The sequence below is a fragment of the Nonomuraea sp. NPDC050394 genome, assembly GCF_044459065.1.
Classification (GTDB): Bacteria; Actinomycetota; Actinomycetes; order Streptosporangiales; family Streptosporangiaceae; genus Nonomuraea.
This window is the reverse complement of record NZ_JBITIO010000007.1, coordinates 484,824-504,170: the sequence shown is the minus strand read 5'-3', so window position 1 is coordinate 504,170 and position 19,347 is coordinate 484,824. Positions and strand designations below refer to the sequence as shown.

The window sequence follows — 19,347 nt, the reverse complement described above, 5'->3', positions numbered from 1 at the left end:
GCCGCTCGCCGCACGGCACAGGGGAAGGGGCTGTGGATGTTCAGCATCATCGTCGTGCCCGGGGGCTGCGCGGGGCCGGATGAGCAGATCCGGCTGGCGCAGGGGGAGACGCTGGTCTTCGGGCGGGCTCCGTCGGGGACCGGCGCCCACCTGACGATCGCCCACGGCGGGGTGTCCCGGGTCGCCGGAGAGGTCACGGCGACCGGCACGTTCTGGACGCTGAGCAATCTGAGCCGTCGCCAGACGTACGTGGTGGAGAACCCCGAGGGCGCGGGTGAGCACATCAAGATCGCTCCGGGACGGGCCGAGGCGCCGGTGCCGTTCGAGTTCTCCAGGGTGGTGCTGCCCGCGGGGGAGGAACTGCTCGGGTTCGACGTGTGGGCGCCGCGGCACGACTACCGCACCGCCGATGATCGCGAGCTGGCGGGCGCGCTCACCGCACCGGCGTTCCCGCTGGACCGAGGCACGCGGTACTTCCTGGTCCTGGTGGCGCTGTGCGAGTCGCGGCTGCGGGGCGAGCTGCACACACCGCCGCCGACCGTGGAGCAGCTGGTGCGGCGCCTGCGATCCACGTGGCCGGACGCGTCACGGGCGTCCGTGCAGTGGAACATCGACTACCTGGCCGTCAAGTTACGGCTGAAGCCGGCACCGGAGACCGCGAACCGCGGATCCCGGCTGAACAGCAAGAAGGCGACCCTCGTCTCGCTGGCCCTGCGGTTCGACCTGGTCGGCGAGGACGACCTGGCGCTGCTGGACGGGGCCGCACCGTGATCGGGGAGCCGGACGGGCCCTTCGCCGTATCGGTCCCTTCCGGCTATCGGGTCGGCGACTGGGAGGTACGCCATCCGCTGGCCACCGGCGCGTTCAGCAGCGTGTATCTCGCGCACCGCGTGGGAGCGCATGACGAGCTGCCCGCGATGGCGGCGCTGAAGTTCCTGCCCACGGGCACGGGCACACCGCGCCGGCTACGCCACTACCAGGACCTGGTCCGTCGCGAGGTGGAGCTCCACCGCTCTGTTGACCGCCCGCGCCTGATCCGGATGTTCCAGACCCTGGTCGTCGACGACGCCGGACAGCCGGAACTGGACGGCGCCACCGTCCTCGTGCTGGAACGCGCGGAGAGCTCGCTGGCCGCGCTGATCTCCCTCCTCTCGCTCGTCGCGCCCGCGCCGGTGCCGGGCGGTCCCATGGTGCTCGCGCAGGTCTGTGAGGGCCTGGCCGACCTGCACGCCGCCGGGTGGGTGCACGGGGATCTCAAGCCGGGCAACGTGCTGCTCATGGCGGACGGTTCGGTACGGCTCGGCGACTTCAACCTGGCCGCCGAGATGGAGGGTACGCACGCCTACGCGCCCGCGTTCTCCACCCCCGACTACACCGCGCCGGAGCTGCTCTGGTCCGAGATCGGCGAGCGGGGCCAGGTCATCCGGCCCAGCGCGGACGTCTGGGCGTTCGGGATCATGGCCCATCTCCTCCTGACCGGCGCACACCCGTTTCCCGGCGGTACGCCGAGTGCCCGCCGGGACGCCGTGCAGGCCTACGGCCGGGGTGCCGAACGGCTCCGGCTGTCCCCGGATCTCCCCGAGCCCTGGCGGCAGATCGTGCGCGACTGCCTGGCGCGTACCCACGAGGAGCGCGCCGCGCACACGAGCGCGGCCCTGCTGCCCCGCGTGGCGTCCGCCGCCGCCGCGACCACCCCGAGGCGGCGCCGGCGTCCGCGGCTCCTGATGGTCACCGCCGCCGCGCTGGTCGTCGGCGCGCTCGCGGGCTTCGGCGCCGCGGGTCTGCGGGAGCCGCCCGGGACGACCGGGTATTACCGCTGTCCCGAGAACAGCGCGTGTTTCTTCTCGGAGAACGACGGCAAGGGTGAGATGTGCAGCTGGACGGAGGCCAGTGAGGACTGGGCGGCCGGGCCGGGGCGTTGTGCGTGGGCGCTGACCCAGCCGGTCAAGTCGGTGTTCAACAACGCGAACGAGCTGGACCCCTACCATGCCCTGGCCTTCTACATGGAGCGCGACCATCAGCGCCGCAAGGGCTGCACCTCGGTCCACGCGCAGGGCAATCTCGCCGGCACCTACATGGCGCGCTCTCACCAGTGGCTCACCCGCTGCTGACCATCCTCTGATGTGCGAGGTACCCCGCGGGAGATGATCGCCGCAGTATGGCGCTGTGCGCAGGGTCATGGGAGCCGCCCCGTTCGTTCTCGCCGCCGTGCTCGCGTTCTCCGGCGGTATCGCGGATGCCACGAGCGGTGTCAGGCGGATCGAGACCTACTACACCAACGGTGATCCGCGACTGGGCGGATCAGTGGTGCTGGTGGAGCGGTGCGTCTTTCCCGGTCAGCGCGGCGCGTTCCGGGTGACGCACACGATCACCGCGATGTCGTGGCCTTACGGGTGCGGCTGAGGTTCAGAGCCGGCGGGGCGGGGTGTGGATGTCGAACGGCAGGTGCCGCTGCGCCAGGATCGAGTGCGGGGCCGTGTCCGCCGTGATCAGCCCAAGGCGCTCGAACACGGGGAACCGGGCCGAGAGCGCCGTCAGGTAGCGGGGGCGCATGACCGGATGCCAGATGCTGTAGACACCGACCCCGCCGTCCCGGCGCCGGTACCAGCCGTCCATGGGGTGGGTCAGGCGTTCGAGCCAGTCCGGTTCGCCGGTGAAGCCGTCCAGGGTGGCGGGCGGTTCGGGGAGCTCCTCGGCCTCGCAGCGCGCGTCGCCGGCGTCGAGGCGCCAGTGGGCCGGGCTGCCGGTCCAGTCGGCCCCGATGCGGATGCGGTCGCGGCGCCAGGGCATGCCCCACAGGTGCTGAGGGATCAGGACCACGGGGTGGTCGAGGCTCGTGCCGAAGAACCAGACGCCCGGCCGGCCGTTCGCGGTGACATAGGCGCGGTAGTTGATCTGGCCGCAGTCGATGCCGACCTGCGGGAGGAACCGGAAGTGGAAGTCGCGGTCCCTGAACGCCACGGCCGAGACCAGGCTGCCGGGGCCGTCGGCGAAGTCCAGCGTCATCGGGGTGAAGCCGTTGGGCAGGTGGCGGGCCAGGGCGTCGGCGTCCACCCGGTAGCTGATGATGGCGAAGTCGTCCAGGTCGGTCTGGGCGTGGTACCAGCGGGGTCGCGGCCGCGCTGTGCCGGCGAAGCTCATGAACCCGAACATTACGGAACCCGGAGCCCTCTGGCGGACAGTTATCCGTGGGGAGCCTTCGCCGCGCGTCCGTCTCCGGGCGGGTGATCACGACGCTTTCCCGGTGCCGTCCGACGAATTCGCCCAGCAGGTCTACGCGCCCTCGGCGGCCGGCTCCGCGTCAGCGCAGCGAGATGTGCAGCATCTCGCCGGTCTTCCGGTAGCCCACACGCGCGTACACCCGGCCCGCCGCGTCGTCGGCCGGGGTGAGGAAGGCCGTGGGGGCTCCCGCCCGGGTCAGCAGGGCCGTGACGGCGCCGGCGATGCCACGGCGCCGGTGCGAGGTCGCCACCGCGATCCCGGCGACCTCGGCCACCCCCTCGTGGGGACCGCCGATCTGGCCGGCGCCGACGGCCGTGCCGGTCGTGGTGTCGGTGGCGAGCGCGACCAGGCCGCCGCGCTCGAGGATGCGCCGCATGCGGGCGACGTCGTGCTCGGTGGCGTCCGGGGCGTCGAAGGCGGCGTTCATGACCCGGGCGGCCTGCCAGAGGCCGGCGTCGGCGGTGACCGGCGCCACCTCGATCGCGGGGTCCACCGGGGCGTCCACCACGGTGCCGGGTGTGCACACCAGAAGGGGGTAGCGCCCCTCGGGCTCGAACCCGGCCGCCAGCACCGCCGCCTCCACCTTGGGCGCGGCCTGCGGCACGTACTCCAGCCGCGGTACGCGGGCGTGCTCGTGGAAGAGCGCGATCAGCGCGCCGACCTCGCCGGGGGTGGGCGCGACGTCGTCGTCGGGGATGGCGTAGTTGAACGGCAGCGCGTCGTCGTGCTCGTCGAAGCGCACCGTGAACGGCCCGGCCCGGCGGGCCCCCTCCCCGGCGGCCGACCTGAGATAAGCGTGGACGGCGGCGTCGAACACGTGTGTTCCTCCCCGATGAACAGACGACGGCCACAAGGTAGGCCGCCGCCCACGCCGGAGGCAACCGGATTTCGGGCACGGAAGGGGCTGCGAGCCTTCCGCACCTCCTCCACGACCTGCTTCAGCCGGAGTCGATCGCCATGAGCGTGACGCTGGGCGCGTGGGCCGTGCTCACGCCCGCCCTGCTGGTGCTGCGGGCGGGAAGGGGCGCGGCGCGGAAGCTCGCCGTCTGGCCTGTACGGCCTGCGCCACCACCGTCCCGGCCGCCGCCAGCGCCCACAGCCCGATGGCCAGCCGCCCAAGCGCCTCCGTGGTGTAGGCGCCGGTCCGCGGCCGGGCCAGCCGGAGTTCGGCCAGCACGCCGGTGAGGCCACCGATCATCATGAGCGCGCTCCCGGCGACGGCCGGCACCGCGACCAGCCGGCTCCAGCGCCACTGCGGCAGCGCGGTGGCGAGCAGTACCAGCGCGGTGAGGACGGACGACAGCGACACAAGCGCCATCACGTCGAACCCGGCCATCTCCCTGAACGCCGCCCGCGTCGCCCCCGGCAGCGGCGGCAGCGCGAAGACCACCGACAGCGGGATGTGCAGCAGCCCGGCGAGCGCCGCCACCATGGACACGTGGTGCACCGCCACGCAGAGCAGGCATACCACGACCGAGAAGGCGATCGCCCTGGGCATGTCCGGCGGGTACGGCTCCGCCGCACCGGCCGGGCCGTGGTTCAGGGTGGCCAGGGCGAATAGCACGCTGTAGTAGAGCAGCGGCACGACGGCCACCAGCGCGAACACCGCGCCGGCCAGACTCGTCATCCCGGGCGCCTCGGCCGCTGGAGGGTGATGACGGGGATCGGCGCCGGCGGGACGGAAGGCCGCCTGCGGCGCCGGAGCGGCGACGACCGGCCGGGCCTGAGCCTGCGGCGCCGGAGTGGTGACGGCCGGCCGGGCCTGAGGCTGCGGCGCAGGAGTCGTGGCGGCCGGCCGGATGGACGCGGGCAGCGCCGTCATCGTGCCCAGGGCGGCGGCCGCGGTGGGGCGCCGGCCGGGTTCCTTGGACAGGCACGCCCGAAGCAAGGGCAGGAGGTCGCCGGGGACGCCGGACAGGTCCGGCTCGGTGGTCAGGATCGCGTGCATCAGCGCGGGCATCGTCTCGCCGTGGAACGGGTACCGGCCGGTTGCCGCGTACACCATCGTGGCGGCCCAGCTGAACAGGTCGGCCGCCCCCGTGAGCCCCTGCCCGCCGAACTGCTCAGGCGCCATGAACGCGGGTGTGCCCAGCACGCCGCTGGTCGCCGTCTGGTCGAGCGTCCTGGCGATGCCGAAGTCGATGACGACGGGCCCTTCCGCGCCCATGATCACGTTGCCGGGCTTGAAGTCGCGGTGCACGATCCCGGCGCGGTGGATGGCGTCCAGGGCGGTGAGGGTGGCCACGCCCAGCCGTTGGAGTCCGCCTCCGGTGCGGGGTCCGTCGCGGCGGACGAGGTCGTGGAGTGAGGGGCCGGGCACGTACTCGCTGACGATGTACGGCCGCGCGGCCACGCCGACGTCGAGGACCCGGGCGGTACAGAACGGCGCCACCCGCCGGGCCGCCTCGGCCTCGCGCCGGAAGCGCCGCCGGGCGTCGTCGTCGCGGGCGATCTGGCCGAGCAGCACTTTGATGGCCACCTGCGTGCCGTCGGGCGCGCGTCCCAGGTAGACGGTGCCCTGACCGCCTTCGCCCAGAACCTCGATCGCCGCATACTGCCCGAACTGCCCGAACGGTTCACCCACTCGCATGACCCTAGAGCCCCTCGAACCGCCAAATCCACCCGATGTGCCGCAGCCCCAGCCGTTCGGCCACCCGCTGTGAGGAACGGTTGGCGGCGGTGGTGCTGTAGAACAGGCGCGGGCAGCCGGGAGCCAGCAGGTCCGCCCAGACGGCGGTGGTGGCGGCGGCGTAGCCCCGGCCGCGGAAGCCGGGCGCGGTCCAGGTGCCGGCTTCCGCCCCGGCGGCCGTCCGGTGTGGCGTGTGGCAGATGGAGACCACCTGCCCGGCCGAGACGACCATCGCCCACGGCGCCCCCTGGCCGCCGCCGACGAGGTCCGCCCATTCCTCCGGCTCCCAGTTGCCCGGCCGCAGGTCGCGGACGAGGCCGGCGTCGGCCGGGCGGTCGGAGCGCAGCACGTCCACGTGTACGTCGCCGCGCACGGGCGGGCAGACCAGGTAGCAGGGGCCGCCGGACACCGTCGCGCCGGGCGCGAGCGCGGGCGGGCGGCCGGCAGGTGGCGGCGGGCCGTCCGCGATCCTCCGCAGCAGCGGCCGTGCCCTGTCGTCCGGTACGGTCTCGGCCACCGCCGCCGCCATCGTCCCGTCCGGGGCAACGGCGACGGCCAGGTCCTCGCCGCCGCCCCGGATGCGGTCCCGGCCGTCGATGTCCCATTGCACCCGCATCTCCTGGCGGAGCAGTTCCAGATCCTTCATGATCTTCGATGGTAGGACGGCTCATGCCCTGCGCAGACCGGCGTACTGCAGAGCGGTGAAGCCCGCGACCGCGGCGGCCTGGGCGATCACCAGCGCGGTGCCGAGAGCGGTCAGCGGGAACCAGCCGGCGATCAGCGCTTCGGCGCTGGCGAGCACCCAGAGGACGTTGATCGCCATCGCGACTCCGACGGCGGCCTTGCTGATCGCGGGCCGGGCGGCGAGGACGAGCAGGGCGGCGCCGAAGGCGGCCAGGAAGACGCCGATCGGGTACAGGAGCGCGGCGGGCAGGCCGAACATCCCGCCGAAGACGGCGGCGGCGCCGAGGTAGAGCAGGCCGTTGGCGCCGGTCCCGATCGCGTCGAGGCGGAGCGCGAAGCGCAGCAGCTTGGCGTCGGTGGTGGTGGCGGCGGGGGCGGTGGTGGTGACCATGTCGCGGTCCTTTCGAGGTCGTGTTTCCTTCTGAGGAAGAAATTACGGACCAGGGCGGGGCCGGCGAATCTGTCATCGTGACGGTAGAGGCGACGGCCGCCCCCGGAGGGACGGCCGTCGCACGGTTCAGCGGGTCACTTCTGCGGAGGCATGCTCGGCACCGAGACGGTCACACCGCCGACGGAGCCCCACACCGACCACGCCTGGATGACGAAGTCGCCGCCGACGCGCAGCGGGCCGAGCTCGCGGCGGCCGCTGGCGCGCAGCACGTCGCGGAAGAGCAGCCGGGTCTGGTCCTTGTTCCAGATCTCGAACCAGACGCCCGCCTCGCGTCCGGGGGTGCCGGTCTCGAAGTCGAAACCGGCCAGGTCGAGCTGGACCCACTGGTCGGCGGTGCCGGCGAAGGTGATGCGCTGCTCCTGGCCGATCCGCTTGAGGTGGACGAGCTTGCCGGGTCCGTCGATGTTGACCCTGCCGAGGTCGGTCACCGAGTTGAGCAGGACGCGGGCGGCCAGCAGGCCGTCGGCGGCGACCGGGGCGACCTCGACCTCGTAGGTGCCGGCGGTCGTCAGCGTGGGTACGGCCAGGCGGTAGATCGGCTGAACCTGCGGGTGGCCGCCCTGGTACTGGGCGACCACCTGACCGGACGGGTCGCGGACGATCAGCTTGCTGTGGAAGCCGATCCGCTCGCCGGCGCCGCCGGGCAGGTAGATGCCGACGGTGAGGTTGTCACCGACCTGGCCGGTGAAGGTGAAGCAGTTGCCGACCCCGGGGGCGGGGCTGTTGACGTCGAGCTCGGCGCCGTCGACTGCCAGCGCACCCGAAGGCTGGCAGGCGACGGCCGCGCTCGGCGCGGAGGTGGGGGTTTCGGCGTGTGCCATGGTGCCGGCGCCCAGGATCGTCAGCGTCGCGGCGACGGCGGCGACTCCGGCACGACCGAGCCTTCTCGTGTGCATCAAGCGTCCTCCTGCGTGCTTGCGTGGCCCGCGGGGGTGCGGGCCACCGCTTCATGATCAAGATCAAGCTTGACTCACGATCCGCCAACAATCAAGAAACTTTCCTAAAGATTCTGGCGTCGCAGCAGGTAACGGAGGGTGATGCTTCCGGGCGCGGGCGCCCCGGCGGGGTGCCCGCGGAAGGGTCAGCGCAGCGGGCGGGGCAGGCGGATGGTGATGAGGTGGCTCTTGACGCCGGAGTCGATCAGCCGGCCGTCCTCGCCGAACGTGCCGAGACCGAAGTCGTTGTCATTGGCGATCACGAGGGTCCTGGGGTCGAGCAGGGTCACGCCCTCGATCTTGCCGGGCAGGCCGGGGATGGCCGCCAGGTCGACGGCGAGCTCCTTCCTGGCCGGCTTCACCGAGGCGGGCAGCGCCGACTCCAGCGACGGCTTCGTGGCCGGGTCGTCGTGGACGCCGCCGGCGAGGTCGGTGGCGCGGCGCAGGTCCACGGTGTAGAGGCGGGCGACGGCGTCGGTACGCTCCTGCAGCAGCAGACGGCCGGGCGACAGCACGGTGAGCGCGGAGATCTTCATGTCGCCCTGCTCGGCCTTGGGGTCGAAGGTGGCGACGTTCTCCATGGTGTGGGCCCACTCGCCGGTCGGCCGGCCGGTACGCAGGTCGACGCGCAGGATGCGGGCGGTGCCGGAAGCCTTGCCGGTCTTCTTGTCCGGGTTGGCCAGCGGGCTCTGCACGGCCACGTAGAGCGCGTTCTCGCGGCGCGAGACGTCGACGGCCTCGAAGCCGCGGTTCTGCTGCCGGGTGGCGAAGACGGCGGGCAGCGTCTCCTTCACCGGGTACTTCGCGCCCTTCAGCCCGAGCCCCTTCGGCACATAGCGGGTCAGGACGCGCCCGTCGGAGCCGACGTGCACCAGCGAGGGCGCGTACTCGTCGACCAGCCAGAAGCCGCCGCGCCCGTCGGGCACGATGTCCTCGGTGTCCAGGCCGCCCGGGTCGTAGGCGAGTTCTTCCTGCCCGTCCCAGCCGTAGGGCACCTCGTCGTGGCCGGACTGGTTGGACAGGCCGGTGATCGGGGTCCCGTCGGTGTTCTTGATCGTGATGGTTCTGGTGATCGCGGCCTTGCCGTTCTTCACGGACACGCGCACGATGGCCGGCGCGAACTCGGGCACCGGGAACGTGCGCCGCTTCTCCCCGTTGACCTTCGGCTCGCCGTTGGGCCCGCGGTCGGTCACCATCCAGTAGTCGCCGCGCCGGCCGGCCGGGTAGAGGCCGCTGCCGATCCCGCCGAGCCTGACCCCGCGGTCGTCCTGGACCAGGCCCTTCTCGAAGTCGGCCAGGGCGGGCGCGGGCAGGACGACGTCCGAGGTGACCTTGGGCCGCGGCGCCGCCCCGGCGGGGGCGGCCGCGACGGTGGTGAGGGCGGCCGCGGCAGCCAGCCCGGCGATCAATGAACGGGACACGACGCTTCCTAACGATCAAAAGTGTGGAAATGGCACCCGGAAGCTAGCGATGCCCGGCGTCCATTCGCTGAAGCGCGGATGAACGGCCCCTGACGCCCGCGAGAGCAGCACCGGTCAACTCCTTCAATGTTGAACCGGTTTCCGCGCCTGCCCGTTGTGCACGATGAGAGGAGTGGTCTCATGGTCGAGGTCATCGGCGCGGGCATGGGGCGGACCGGTACCTACTCCCTGCGCCTGGCGCTGGAAGCACTCGGGTACCGGCCCTGCCACCACATGTCGTCCCTGGGCGAGCGCGAGGAACTGATCCCGAGGTGGGAGGCGGCCGTGCGGGGTGAGGCGGTCGACTGGCCGGACCTGCTGACCGGCTTCCGCGCCGCCTGCGACTGGCCCGCCTGCTCGTTCTGGAGGGAGCTGGCCGAGGCGTTCCCGAAGGCGAAGATCGTGCTGACCGTACGCGACCCCGCCCGCTGGTACGCCAGCGCGCACAGCACCATCTACCACTTCATGGCCCGCAAGCCGGGCGTGCGCGGCCTGGTCATGCGGCTGGAGAACACGTTCTACCCGTCGCTGGCCAGACGCCGCGCCCTGGCCGAGCGGCTGATCTGGGAAGACACCTTCGGCGGCCGGTTCGGCGAGCCGGAGCACGCCATGGAGGTGTTCCGCCGGCACAACGACGCGGTCATGGCCGGGATTCCCGCCGACCGGCTGCTGGTCTTCGACGTGCGCGAGGGCTGGGCGCCGCTGTGCGAGTTCCTGGGTACGGCGGTGCCCGCCCTCCCGTTCCCGCACGTCAACCAGGCCGAGTCGTTCATCAGGACAGCGGCCTTACGCCGCCGCAGGGTGCTGACCCTGCGCAGGGTGGCGCCGGAGGAGGGTTCGGCGATCAGGTGAGGAAGGCCGGTGCGCCGGTGGAGGGTTCGGCGATCAGGCGAGGAAGGCCGGTGCGTCGGTGGGGGGTTCGGCGATCAGGTGAGGAAGGCCGGTGCGTCGGTGGGGGGTTCGGCGATCAGGTGAGGAAGGCCAGTGCGTCGGGGGCGAAGCGGCGGTCGGTGAAGGTGCCGCTGTGGCTCCGGCCGGCGTAGACGGTCAGGCGGGCGCCGGGGATGCCCGCCGCCGTCTGCCTGGCCAGCTCCAGCGGGTAGACGACGTCCTTCTCGCCGTGGACGAGCAGGGTGGGCGCCTTGATGTCGGCCAGCCTGCCGCGCAGGTCGAAGCCGTCCTCGGCCTCGAGCATGGTGGCGGCGTCGGAGTGGCCGGCCGAACCGTCGGACAGCCACAGGAGGGCGGACAGGAGCCTGCGGGCGAGCGGTGACGGGGTGACGAGTCCGGCCAGGGCCGGGCTGGGGCGCCTGCCCTGGCGGGCGCGGTCGATGTAGGCCCGCTGGGCGCGTTTGCCGATCGGGCCCAGCGTGCCTGCCGTACCGGCGAGGACGAGGCGTTCGACCAGGTCGGGGCGGTCGGCGGCGAGTTGTTGCGCGACCGAGCCGCCCGTGGAGACGCCCAGCACCCGGGCGGGGCCGTCGAAGCCGGCGGCGTAGACGGCGGCCAGTTCGGCCATGGTCGTGCCGGGGGCCAGCCCCGGCGGGCGGTTGAGCAGGTGGACGGTGAAGTGCCCGGTGAACGGCTTGAGCATCCGCATCGCCGACCAGCGGGCGGGCCCGGCGGGGTTGGCCGCCCGAGGCGTGAACAGCAGCACCACCAGGGGCGGGCCCTGGCCCACGGTGATGCGCGGCAGGTCGTCCCTCATCACGGTTCCTCCCGTATGAACGATCTGGTTTTTTGTTCATAGTACTCCGCGGAGAAACGGCCGACCGGATGTTGATATTTCGGGTCATTTCATGGCAAGGCGGGCAATATGATCACGCGCAACACACCCCACACCCGGAGATCACATGCTGCGCAAGCCCTGGTTATCCGCCGTCATGGCGATGGCCGTCGCGATCATGAGTGCTCCGGCGGCCTCCGCACAGGCCGCCGCCGAGCCCAAGACCGTAACGGTGCAGGCCGCCGCCGACACCTACGTCAGCGAGACCAGTCCCACAGCGGACCACGCGGACTTCACCTGGATGTCGGCCTTCAACGGGTCCGGCAACGAGCGCTTCGGCCTGGTGCGCTTCAACGTCACCGGCATCCCGGAAGGCGCCGAGGTCAAGGCGACGCTGGAGATCCACTCCGTGCGCACCACGGACACCGCGCTGGCCGTGCGCAAGACCACGTCCGCGTGGGACGAGCACGTTCTCTACACCAACCGGCCCACGCTCGGCGCCACCGCCGGCACCAGGACCGGCTTCACCGCCGGCCGGCAGGCCAAGATCGACCTGCCGGGCGCGGTGACCGGCGACGGCACGTACGCCTTCGCGCTGACCAGCACCGGCGGCGCCCAGGGCGTCTTCCACTCCTCGCGCGCCACCGCCACCGGCGCCGTCCCGCCGCGCCTGGTCATCACCTACACCGCGGCGGAGAAGCCGCCGGTGCCCGCCGGGCCGCTGCCGTTCGACCTGCCGGCGATCAGCACGCTGCGGGCCTCGGAGAAGAAGGTGTTCGCGCACTACTTCACGCCGTACCCGATCTCGCTGGACAACAAGGCGGGCGCCGAGGACTACTACGCCCGCAACTACCTCAACCCGGCCGGTGAGAGCGGCAAGCACGCCGCGTACGGCGGGCTCCTGCGCGACCGCCCCCTGCCCAGAGCGCCCAGGACCGGCGACTGGCAACTGGCCGACATGGAGAGCGAGATCCGCCTGGCCAGGACGGCCGGGCTCGACGGCTTCACCGTCGACATCCTCTCGCTGACCAGCCAGCACTGGACCCGGCTCAAGCTGCTCGTCCAGGCCGCCAAGAACGTCGACCCCGGATTCAAGATCGTCCTGATGCCGGACATGAACGGCCTCAAGGGCGTCACCCCCACCCAGCTCGCCGCCTCCATGGCCGAGCTGGCCCAGAACTCCACCGTCTACCGCCTGGCCGACAAGCGCCTGGTCGTCTCACCGTTCAAGGCGGAGAACCAGCCGGTCTCGTGGTGGAGGGAGTTCATGGACATCATGCAGGCCAAGCACAACGTCAAGGTGGCGTTCGTGCCCGTCTTCCTGAACTTCTCCACCCACGCCAAGGCGTACGCGCCCATCAGCTACGGCTTCTCCAACTGGGGCAACCGCAGCCCCGCGCAGCAGGCGGGCGTCGCCTCCAACATCAACCTCGCCCACGACCTGGGCAAGATCTGGATGCAGCCGGTCTCCGTCCAGGACGAGCGGCCCAACCAGGGCATCTACGACGAGGCCAACAACACCGAGAACCTCCGCCTGACGTGGGACAAGTCCATCACCGGCGGGGCCGACTGGGTGCAGCTCACCACCTGGAACGACTTCTCCGAAGGCACCCAGTTCACGCCGTCCGCGCACAACGGCGGCGCGTACCTGGACCTCACGTCCTACTACCTGACCAAGTTCAAGACCGGCAAGACGCCGGCGATCGTCCGTGACACCGTCTACCTCACGCACCGCCTGCAGAAGGCGGCGCAACGGCCCTCGGGCGGCTCACAGACCAAGTTCATGGTCCCGAGGGGCGGCACCAGCGCCCCGCGCGACACCGTCGAGGTCCTCGCCTTCCTGACCGGGGCCGCCACCGTCCAGGCCGCCATCGGCGGGACGGCCAAGAAGGCCGACGTCGCCGCCGGGATCACCGCCACGACCTTCCCGCTGGCGTACGGCAAGCACAGCGCCTCGATCGTGCGGGCCGGGAAGACCACCGCCAAGGTCGTCTCCCCGTTCGAGGTCAAGTCCAGCCTGCCCAACCAGGACCTGCAGTACGTGGCCGCCACCAGCGGCCGCCAGTCCTGACCGACGCCTGAAGGGCCCGGAGGTCCGGGCCCTTTGGCGACAGGTCACGAGCGGCGCCAAGTGAGCACCGCGAGCACCGCCGCCCCCGCCATGAGCACCGCGCCGATCGCCGCGACGGTGGTGAGCCCGCCGGTGAACGCCTCCTTCGCCGCCGCCAGCACCTGCCCGGCCGGCGCCCCCGGCCCGCCGGCCGTCGCGACCGCGGTGGCCAGGCTCTCGCGTATCCCTTCGGCGGCGGCCGCGGGCACCCCGTCCAGGGCGGGCGAGCCGGTCATGGCGCCCCGGTAGGCAGCGGTCCCGACGCTGCCCAGGATCGCGATGCCCAGCGCGAGGCCCAGTTCGCCGCTGGTCTCGCCGAGCGCCGAGGCCGCCCCCGCCTTCTCCGGCGGCGCCGCCCCCACGACCAGGTCGGTGCCGAGCGCGGTGATCGGCCCCGAGCCCGCGTAGAGCAGGAAGAAGGCGGCCAGCAGCAACAGCGGCGTCGCCGCCGTCACCTGCGTCATCAGCGCGAAGCCCGCCGCCGACAGCACGAGCGACCCGGCCAGCACGTGCCCGGCCGGAATCCGCCTGGCCAGCAGCGGCGCGGCCATCGACGTCACGACCAGGCCGATCGCCGGAGCCAGCAGCCACAGGCCCGCCCGCAGGGGCGGCAGCCCGGCGACCAGTTGCAGGTACTGCGTGACGAACAGGTAGACGGCGCCCAGCGTGGCCAGGCTGATCAGCATGATGAACAGGGCGCCGCGGAAGGCCCGGTTGCCGAACAGCCTCAGGTCGAGCAGGGGGTCGGCCAGCCGCCGCTGCCTGCGCACGAAGGCCGCTCCCGCCGCCAGCCCGGCCGCCAGGGCGATCAGGGGGAGGGGACGCGGGCCGTACACGGGGAGCTCCTTGATCGCGAAGGTGATCGGGAGCAGGGTCGCCAGCGACAGCAGGACACTCGGCGGGTCCAGCCGCCCGGCGCCCGGGTCGCGGAACTCCGGCAGCAGGAACGGCGCCGCCACCAGCAGGATCGCCATCACCGGAACGCCCAGCAGGAACACCGACCCCCACCAGAAGTTCTCCAGCAGCAGCCCGCCCACGACCGGCCCGAGCGCGATGCCGACCGAGAACATCGTCGCCCACACCCCGATCGCCAGCCCGCGCTCGCGCGGATCGCGGAACATGTTGCTGATCAAGGACAGGGTGGACGGCATGATCGTGGCACCGGCCACCCCCAGCAGCGTGCGGGCGGCGATCAGCATCTCGGCGCTGGCGGAGTAGGCGGCCAGCACCGACGCGGCCCCGAACGCCGCCGCGCCCGCCAGCAGCAGCCGGCGGCGTCCTATGCGGTCGCCGAGCGTGCCCATCGTGACCAGGAAACCGGCGATCATGAAGCCGTAGATGTCGATGATCCACAACGTCTGGGTGCTGGACGGATTCAGGTCCGCACCCAGGTGCGGGACCGCCAGATGCAGCACCGTGACGTCCAGCGACAGCAACAACGTGGGCAGGGCCAGGACGGCCAGGCCGATCCACTCCTTGGGACCGGCTTTGAGTTCAATGTCGGTTCTCATGCGGACAGGGTGGCCCCGGGCGCTGACGGTCGGCTGAGGGCCGTCTGAGGGTAGGTTGGGAGCCATGCGTTTCGGGGTGCTCGGCCCGCTCGAGGTGTGGACGGACGGCGGTGAGCCGGTGCGGGTCCCCGAGGCGAAGGTCCGCGCGCTCCTGGCCGACCTGCTCGTCGAGCCCGGCCGCCCGGTGAGCGCCGACCGCCTGGCCGCCGACCTGTGGGGCGACGACCTGCCGGGCGACCCCGCCAACTCGCTGCAGGGCAAGGTCTCGCAGCTGCGGCGGGCGCTGGGCGTCAAGGACCTCGTGGCGTACGGCCCCGCCGGCTACCTCCTGCGAGCCGGCCCGGACGCCGTGGACAGCGCCCGCTTCACCACGCTGCTGGCAGAAGGCCGGGCCAGCGCCGACCCCCGTGAGCGCTCCGCGATCCTGGGACAGGCGCTGGCGCTGTGGCGCGGCCCCGCCTTCGCCGGCTTCCGCGACGAGGCGTTCGCCACGGCCGCGGTCGCCCGCCTCGAAGAGGAGCGGCTGACCGCACTGGAGGAACGCGCCGAGGCCCGCCTGGAGCTGGGCGAGCACGGGGCGCTCGCGGGCGAGCTGGCCGGCCTCGCCGCCGCCCACCCGCTGCGCGAGCGGCTGCGCGCCGCCCACATGCGGGCCCTGTACCTCTCCGGCCGCCAGGCCGAGGCGCTGGCCGCCTTCGCCGACCTGCGCGCCCGGCTGGCCGGAGAACTCGGCCTCGACCCCGGCCCCGAGCTGACCGCCCTCCACCAGGCCATCCTCGAACACGCGCCCCGACTGCGCCCCCATGCGCCGATCTCCCCGTCGGAGCTGATCGGCCGGGACCAGGAGGTGTCCGAGGTCAGGGCGACGCTGGGCACGGCGCGGCTGGTCACGCTCACCGGCCCCGGCGGCGTGGGAAAGACCCGGCTCGCGCTGGCCGCCGCCGGGAGCCTCGACGGCGCGCTCGTGGTCGAGCTCGCGGGACGGCACCGCCCGGGGAGCGCCGACACGGACGGGGTCGCCGAGGCGATCGCCACCGCCCTCGACATCCGCGACGAGGCCCCCACCCCCGAGGCCCCGGCGGCCGAGGTGCCGCGGATCACCCGGCGGCTGGTCGGTGCGCTGCGGAGCCGGGGAACCCTGCTCGTCCTGGACAACTGCGAGCATCTCATCGAACCCGTCGCCGAGCTGGTGGGCATCCTCCTGCGCGAGGTGCCGGAGCTGCGCGTGCTGGCCACCAGCCAGGAGCCGCTGGCCCTGACCGGCGAGGTCCTGCTGGCCGTGCCGCCGCTGCGCGCGCCCGAGCCGGACGCCGGCCTGGCCACCCTGCGCGAGGCCGGAGCGGTACGCCTGTTCGTGGCCAGAGCCGCCGCCTCCGCACCGGGGTTCACGCTCGACGAGGCCAACGCGGCCGCCGTCGCCGCGATCTGCCGCCGCCTCGACGGCCTCCCGCTCGCGCTGGAGCTGGCCGCCACGAGGGTCCGCGCGCTGGGCGTACGCGGGCTGGCCGAGCGGCTTGACGACCGGTTCCGCCTGCTGGCATCGGGCCGGCGCGACGCCCCCGCCCGCCAGCGCACCCTCCGCGCGATGATCGACTGGAGCTGGGAGCTGCTCAGCGAGCCCGAACGCGTGGTGCTGCGCCGCCTGGCTGTCCACGCGGAGGGCTGCACGCTGGAGGCGGCGGAGGAGGTCTGCGCGGGCGGGGAGGTGGCCGCGGACGACGTTCTCGACCTGCTGTCGCGGCTCGTGGACCGCTCGCTGGTAGTGACGGCGGACGGGGCGCGCTACCGGCTGCTGGAGTCCGTCGCGGCCTACTGCGTGGAACGGCTGCGCGCCGCCGGCGAGCTCGACGAGGTACGCCGCCGCCGCGACGACCACTACGCGGACCTGGCCGAGCGGGCGGCGCCGTACCTGCGTGGCGAGGACCAGCGGCGCTGGCTGGAACGGCTGGACGACGAGTCGGCCAACCTCAGGAACGTCCTGGACGAGGCGCTCCACCGGGGCGCGGCCGGGCTCGCGGTGCGGCTGGTCGTCGCGCTGGCCTGGTACTGGTATCTGCGGGGGCGCCACCGGGAGGCGCACCGGGCGATGGGCGCGGTGCTGGAGCTGACCGCCGACGGCCGGGTGCTGGCCTGGCACACCGGCTTCGCCCTGCTCGACGCCGATGGCGAGGACCGCCGCGAGCGCAGCCGGCGCGCCCTCGACCTGCTCGGAGCCGACCCGGGGGCACGGGGGATGGCGGCGTGGTTCCTCGCCTTCACCCACCTGAACTTCGGCGACCTGTCGGCCAGCGAGAAACTGGCCGAGGTCGCCCTGGACGACTTCACCGAGACCGGCGACGCGTGGGGCCTGGCCGCCGTGCACGCCGTCAAGGCGGGGCAGGCGACGTTCCGCGGCGACCTGGCCGGGCTGGAACGCCACGGCTCCGACAGCGCGCGCCGCTTCCGGCGGCTCGGCGAACGCTGGGGCCAGGTCCAGATCGGCGACACGCTGGGCTTCCTGGCCGAGGTCAACGGCGACTACGAGCGGGCCGCCGCCCTGCACGCCGAGGGGGTGCGGATCGCCGAGGAGGTCGGCCTGTTCCTGGACGTCTCCTTCCGGCTGTCCGGCCTCGGCCGCATCGCCATGCTCACGGGCGACTACGAGGCGGCCGTGCGCCACCACGAGCGGGCGCTGCGGGTGGCCCAGGAGCGCTCGCACACGTTCGGGGTGCAGTTCGCCGAGGTGGGGCTGGGCATGGTGGCCCGCCGCCAGGGCCGCCTCGACGACGCGGAGGCGCACCTGAACCGGTGGCTGGAGTGGACCCGCGCGCTGGAGGCCGACTACGGCGTGGCCCTGCTCCTGGCCGAGCTGGGTTTCGTCGCGGAATTGCGCGGCGACGCCGGCCACGCCCGCCGTCTGCACGAGGAGGGTCTGGCCGCCGCGCACAGCAGCGGCGATCCCCGCGCGAAGGCGCTCGCCCTGGAGGGCCTGGCCGGGGCCCGCTCGCTGGCGGGCGAGAACGCCGAAGCCGCGGCGCTGCTGGAGCAGGCCGCGCGACTGCGCGCGTCGGCGGGCGCGCCCCTGCCGGAGGCGGAACGCCGCGACGTGGACCGCGTCTCGGCCCGCATCCGCGGCTGACCTCCGGGTTCCCCCGAGGGCGGGTCAGGGGTGTACCCGGATGCGGGGCGGTGGCCCGGTTCGCCAGGATGATGGTCATGAAGACGATGGTGCTGGCGGGCGGCCTGCTGGCCTCCGCGGTGTTGCTGACGGGGTGCGGGCTGCAGAACATCGGCAAGGCCGCCAACCAGGAGACGGTCAACTACTCGGTGACGGACAAGGTGGTGAAGCTCCGCCTGGCCGGCGGCTCGGGCGACACCGAGATCCGCGAGGGCACCGGTGGCGCGATCAAGGTCGTGGAGACGCTGAAGTGGAACTCCGACAAGCCCGAGACCGAGCACAAGGTCGAGGGCGACACGCTGGTCATGAAGTACGACTGCCCGGCGGCCATGGACAACTGCAGCGTCAACTACAAGATCGAGGTGCCCAAGGGTCTCCAGCTCGACCTGGAGACCGGTTCGGGCGACATCGCGCTCAAGGGCGTGACCGGGCCGATCGTGGCCAGCGTGGGCTCGGGGGACCTGGTGGGGACGGGGCTGCTGGGCAAGTCGGTCTCGGTGAAGACCGGCTCCGGTGACACCAAGCTGACCTACGCCGCCGCCCCCGACCAGGTGGACCTGGTCACCGGCTCCGGCAACTCCGTGCTCGAACTGCCCGCGGGCCCGTACGCCATCCAGGCCGTCGCCGACTCCGGCGACGCCACCGTCTCGGTGAAGAACGACCCGTCCGCCACCCGCAAGGTCTCGGTCAAGGCCGGCTCCGGGGACGTCACCGTCCTGCCCGTGTAGGGGCGAGCAGCCCGGCCGCCTAGGACGCCGACGGAATCGGCGGGCCCTCGCTGGCCTGCACCAGCACGAAGCCCTGCCCCTGGAAGGCCAGTTGCATGGCCTCGCCGCTGCCCCGCCCGATCAGCGCTCCCGCCTTGAAGGTGCGGTTGACGCCCACGTGGAGCCCAGCGCTCCAGCAAACCGCCGACTGCCCGTCGGCGAACGTGGGCGCCTGCCCCGCGTCCAGCATGACCGGGCTGCCGTGGGCGGTCACCGCCACCCAGCCGGTGCCCGTGACCGTGGTGTTGAACAGCCCGCCGGCGGCCACGCCCGCCCCCTGCACGCGGTTGATGTCCCAGGTCAGCTGCGGCTCGAAGGCGAGCAGGTTGCGGCCGTTGACGGTCAGGCCCTCGTTCTCCAGGTAGAACAGGTGGATGTCGTCGGCGTTGTCGGCGAGGTAGAGCATGCCCTCGCCCTTCACCCGCATGAGGGGCACGCCCTCACCGGTCATGACCTTCTTGAAGAGCTTGCTCACGCCGCCCGAGCCTTCGTAGTCGAAGGTCATCTGGCCCTGGAAGGCCACCATGGAGCCCTGGCGGGCCAGGACTTCCTGCGGCAGCCGTACCCGCAGCATCTTGGTGTTCTGCAGCGCGAAGGAGCCCTGCGCCTGCTGGGGGTCGAGGTTGCCGAAGAAGGAGCTACGCATGTCCGGGTCAACGTGCGGATCCCGGCTTCGGTTCCCCCGACCCCCTTCG

General features: G+C 72.7%; 17 protein-coding genes. 7 read left to right on the top strand and 10 right to left on the bottom strand.

Features of this window, described 5'->3' with window-relative positions:
* The first annotated feature begins 36 nt into the window (after nt 1–36).
* Genes ACIBKY_RS28860 through ACIBKY_RS28850 form a run of 3 tightly spaced genes read left to right on the top strand, consistent with a single transcriptional unit; the run spans nt 37 to nt 2,403 of the window.
* A complete protein-coding gene (locus ACIBKY_RS28860; RefSeq protein ID WP_397101271.1) occupies nt 37–771 on the top strand; it encodes a hypothetical protein in 735 nt (244 codons plus the stop codon).
* Nucleotides 768–2,111, top strand: coding sequence for a protein kinase (locus tag ACIBKY_RS28855; protein ID WP_397101269.1), 1,344 nt, complete (start codon nt 768–770; stop codon nt 2,109–2,111). Before ACIBKY_RS28860 ends, ACIBKY_RS28855 begins: the two co-directional genes overlap by 4 nt.
* A 55-nt stretch (nt 2,112–2,166) precedes the next feature.
* Nucleotides 2,167–2,403 (top strand): hypothetical protein, encoded by a 237-nt coding sequence (locus ACIBKY_RS28850; protein ID WP_397101267.1) that lies wholly within the window; start codon nt 2,167–2,169, stop codon nt 2,401–2,403.
* A gap of 3 nt (nt 2,404–2,406) precedes the next feature.
* Here the strand turns inward: ACIBKY_RS28850 and ACIBKY_RS28845 are convergent, their stop codons facing one another.
* From ACIBKY_RS28845 to ACIBKY_RS28815, 7 genes are all read right to left on the bottom strand, one after another.
* Nucleotides 2,407–3,141: a DUF2071 domain-containing protein gene (locus ACIBKY_RS28845; protein WP_397101265.1), complete on the bottom strand. Its 735-nt coding sequence runs from the start codon at nt 3,139–3,141 to the stop codon at nt 2,407–2,409.
* A gap of 160 nt (nt 3,142–3,301) precedes the next feature.
* Nucleotides 3,302–4,039 (bottom strand): GNAT family N-acetyltransferase, encoded by a 738-nt coding sequence (locus tag ACIBKY_RS28840; protein ID WP_397101263.1) that lies wholly within the window; start codon nt 4,037–4,039, stop codon nt 3,302–3,304.
* Nucleotides 4,040–4,210: 171 nt separating this feature from the next.
* A complete protein-coding gene (locus tag ACIBKY_RS28835; protein ID WP_397101261.1) occupies nt 4,211–5,806 on the bottom strand; it encodes a protein kinase in 1,596 nt (531 codons plus the stop codon).
* 10 nt (nt 5,807–5,816) lie between these two features.
* A complete protein-coding gene (locus ACIBKY_RS28830; protein ID WP_397101259.1) occupies nt 5,817–6,497 on the bottom strand; it encodes a GNAT family N-acetyltransferase in 681 nt (226 codons plus the stop codon).
* Between the two features lie 21 nt (nt 6,498–6,518).
* Complete coding sequence (locus tag ACIBKY_RS28825; protein WP_397101257.1) at nt 6,519–6,926, bottom strand: hypothetical protein; 408 nt, start codon at nt 6,924–6,926, stop codon at nt 6,519–6,521.
* 134 nt (nt 6,927–7,060) lie between these two features.
* On the bottom strand, nt 7,061–7,882 hold the full coding sequence (locus tag ACIBKY_RS28820) for a hypothetical protein (RefSeq protein ID WP_397101255.1): 822 nt from the start codon (nt 7,880–7,882) through the stop codon (nt 7,061–7,063).
* Nucleotides 7,883–8,067: 185 nt separating this feature from the next.
* The gene (locus ACIBKY_RS28815) at nt 8,068–9,342 is read right to left on the bottom strand and encodes an esterase-like activity of phytase family protein (protein ID WP_397101253.1); all 1,275 of its coding nucleotides are present in this window, start codon (nt 9,340–9,342) and stop codon (nt 8,068–8,070) included.
* A gap of 180 nt (nt 9,343–9,522) precedes the next feature.
* Here ACIBKY_RS28815 and ACIBKY_RS28810 point away from each other — a divergent pair, with 180 nt between their 5' ends.
* On the top strand, nt 9,523–10,233 hold the full coding sequence (locus ACIBKY_RS28810; RefSeq protein ID WP_397101251.1) for a sulfotransferase family protein: 711 nt from the start codon (nt 9,523–9,525) through the stop codon (nt 10,231–10,233).
* Between the two features lie 115 nt (nt 10,234–10,348).
* Here the strand turns inward: ACIBKY_RS28810 and ACIBKY_RS28805 are convergent, their stop codons facing one another.
* Nucleotides 10,349–11,089 carry an alpha/beta fold hydrolase gene (locus ACIBKY_RS28805; RefSeq protein WP_397101249.1) on the bottom strand — a complete coding sequence of 247 codons (741 nt, stop codon included), beginning with the start codon at nt 11,087–11,089 and terminating at the stop codon, nt 10,349–10,351.
* 145 nt (nt 11,090–11,234) lie between these two features.
* Here ACIBKY_RS28805 and ACIBKY_RS28800 point away from each other — a divergent pair, with 145 nt between their 5' ends.
* The gene (locus tag ACIBKY_RS28800) at nt 11,235–13,178 is read left to right on the top strand and encodes an endo-1,3-alpha-glucanase family glycosylhydrolase (protein WP_397101247.1); all 1,944 of its coding nucleotides are present in this window, start codon (nt 11,235–11,237) and stop codon (nt 13,176–13,178) included.
* Between the two features lie 44 nt (nt 13,179–13,222).
* Here ACIBKY_RS28800 and ACIBKY_RS28795 read toward each other — a convergent pair whose 3' ends face one another.
* Nucleotides 13,223–14,728, bottom strand: coding sequence for an MFS transporter (locus ACIBKY_RS28795; protein ID WP_397101245.1), 1,506 nt, complete (start codon nt 14,726–14,728; stop codon nt 13,223–13,225).
* A gap of 64 nt (nt 14,729–14,792) precedes the next feature.
* Between ACIBKY_RS28795 and ACIBKY_RS28790 the strand changes: the two genes are divergently transcribed.
* Nucleotides 14,793–17,846 carry a BTAD domain-containing putative transcriptional regulator gene (locus tag ACIBKY_RS28790; protein ID WP_397101243.1) on the top strand — a complete coding sequence of 1,018 codons (3,054 nt, stop codon included), beginning with the start codon at nt 14,793–14,795 and terminating at the stop codon, nt 17,844–17,846.
* 77 nt (nt 17,847–17,923) lie between these two features.
* On the top strand, nt 17,924–18,613 hold the full coding sequence (locus ACIBKY_RS28785) for a DUF4097 family beta strand repeat-containing protein (RefSeq protein ID WP_397101241.1): 690 nt from the start codon (nt 17,924–17,926) through the stop codon (nt 18,611–18,613).
* A gap of 19 nt (nt 18,614–18,632) precedes the next feature.
* Here the strand turns inward: ACIBKY_RS28785 and ACIBKY_RS28780 are convergent, their stop codons facing one another.
* Entirely contained in the window at nt 18,633–19,298 is a 666-nt protein-coding gene (locus tag ACIBKY_RS28780; protein WP_397101239.1) for an AIM24 family protein, read from the bottom strand.
* Nucleotides 19,299–19,347 lie beyond the last annotated feature (49 nt).

Excerpts from the sequence above, each read along its gene's own strand:
- ACIBKY_RS28860 (WP_397101271.1), top strand. The coding sequence starts at position 37 with ATGTTCAGCATCATCGTCGTGCCCGGGGGCTGCGCGGGGCCGGATGAG.
- ACIBKY_RS28845 (WP_397101265.1), bottom strand. The coding sequence starts at position 3,141 with ATGAGCTTCGCCGGCACAGCGCGGCCGCGACCCCGCTGGTACCACGCC.
- ACIBKY_RS28830 (WP_397101259.1), bottom strand. The coding sequence starts at position 6,497 with ATGAAGGATCTGGAACTGCTCCGCCAGGAGATGCGGGTGCAATGGGAC.
- ACIBKY_RS28825 (WP_397101257.1), bottom strand. The coding sequence starts at position 6,926 with ATGGTCACCACCACCGCCCCCGCCGCCACCACCACCGACGCCAAGCTG.
- ACIBKY_RS28820 (WP_397101255.1), bottom strand. The coding sequence starts at position 7,882 with ATGCACACGAGAAGGCTCGGTCGTGCCGGAGTCGCCGCCGTCGCCGCG.
- ACIBKY_RS28810 (WP_397101251.1), top strand. The coding sequence starts at position 9,523 with ATGGTCGAGGTCATCGGCGCGGGCATGGGGCGGACCGGTACCTACTCC.
- ACIBKY_RS28805 (WP_397101249.1), bottom strand. The coding sequence starts at position 11,089 with ATGAGGGACGACCTGCCGCGCATCACCGTGGGCCAGGGCCCGCCCCTG.
- ACIBKY_RS28800 (WP_397101247.1), top strand. The coding sequence starts at position 11,235 with ATGCTGCGCAAGCCCTGGTTATCCGCCGTCATGGCGATGGCCGTCGCG.
- ACIBKY_RS28795 (WP_397101245.1), bottom strand. The coding sequence starts at position 14,728 with ATGAGAACCGACATTGAACTCAAAGCCGGTCCCAAGGAGTGGATCGGC.
- ACIBKY_RS28790 (WP_397101243.1), top strand. The coding sequence starts at position 14,793 with ATGCGTTTCGGGGTGCTCGGCCCGCTCGAGGTGTGGACGGACGGCGGT.
- ACIBKY_RS28785 (WP_397101241.1), top strand. The coding sequence starts at position 17,924 with ATGAAGACGATGGTGCTGGCGGGCGGCCTGCTGGCCTCCGCGGTGTTG.
- ACIBKY_RS28780 (WP_397101239.1), bottom strand. The coding sequence starts at position 19,298 with ATGCGTAGCTCCTTCTTCGGCAACCTCGACCCCCAGCAGGCGCAGGGC.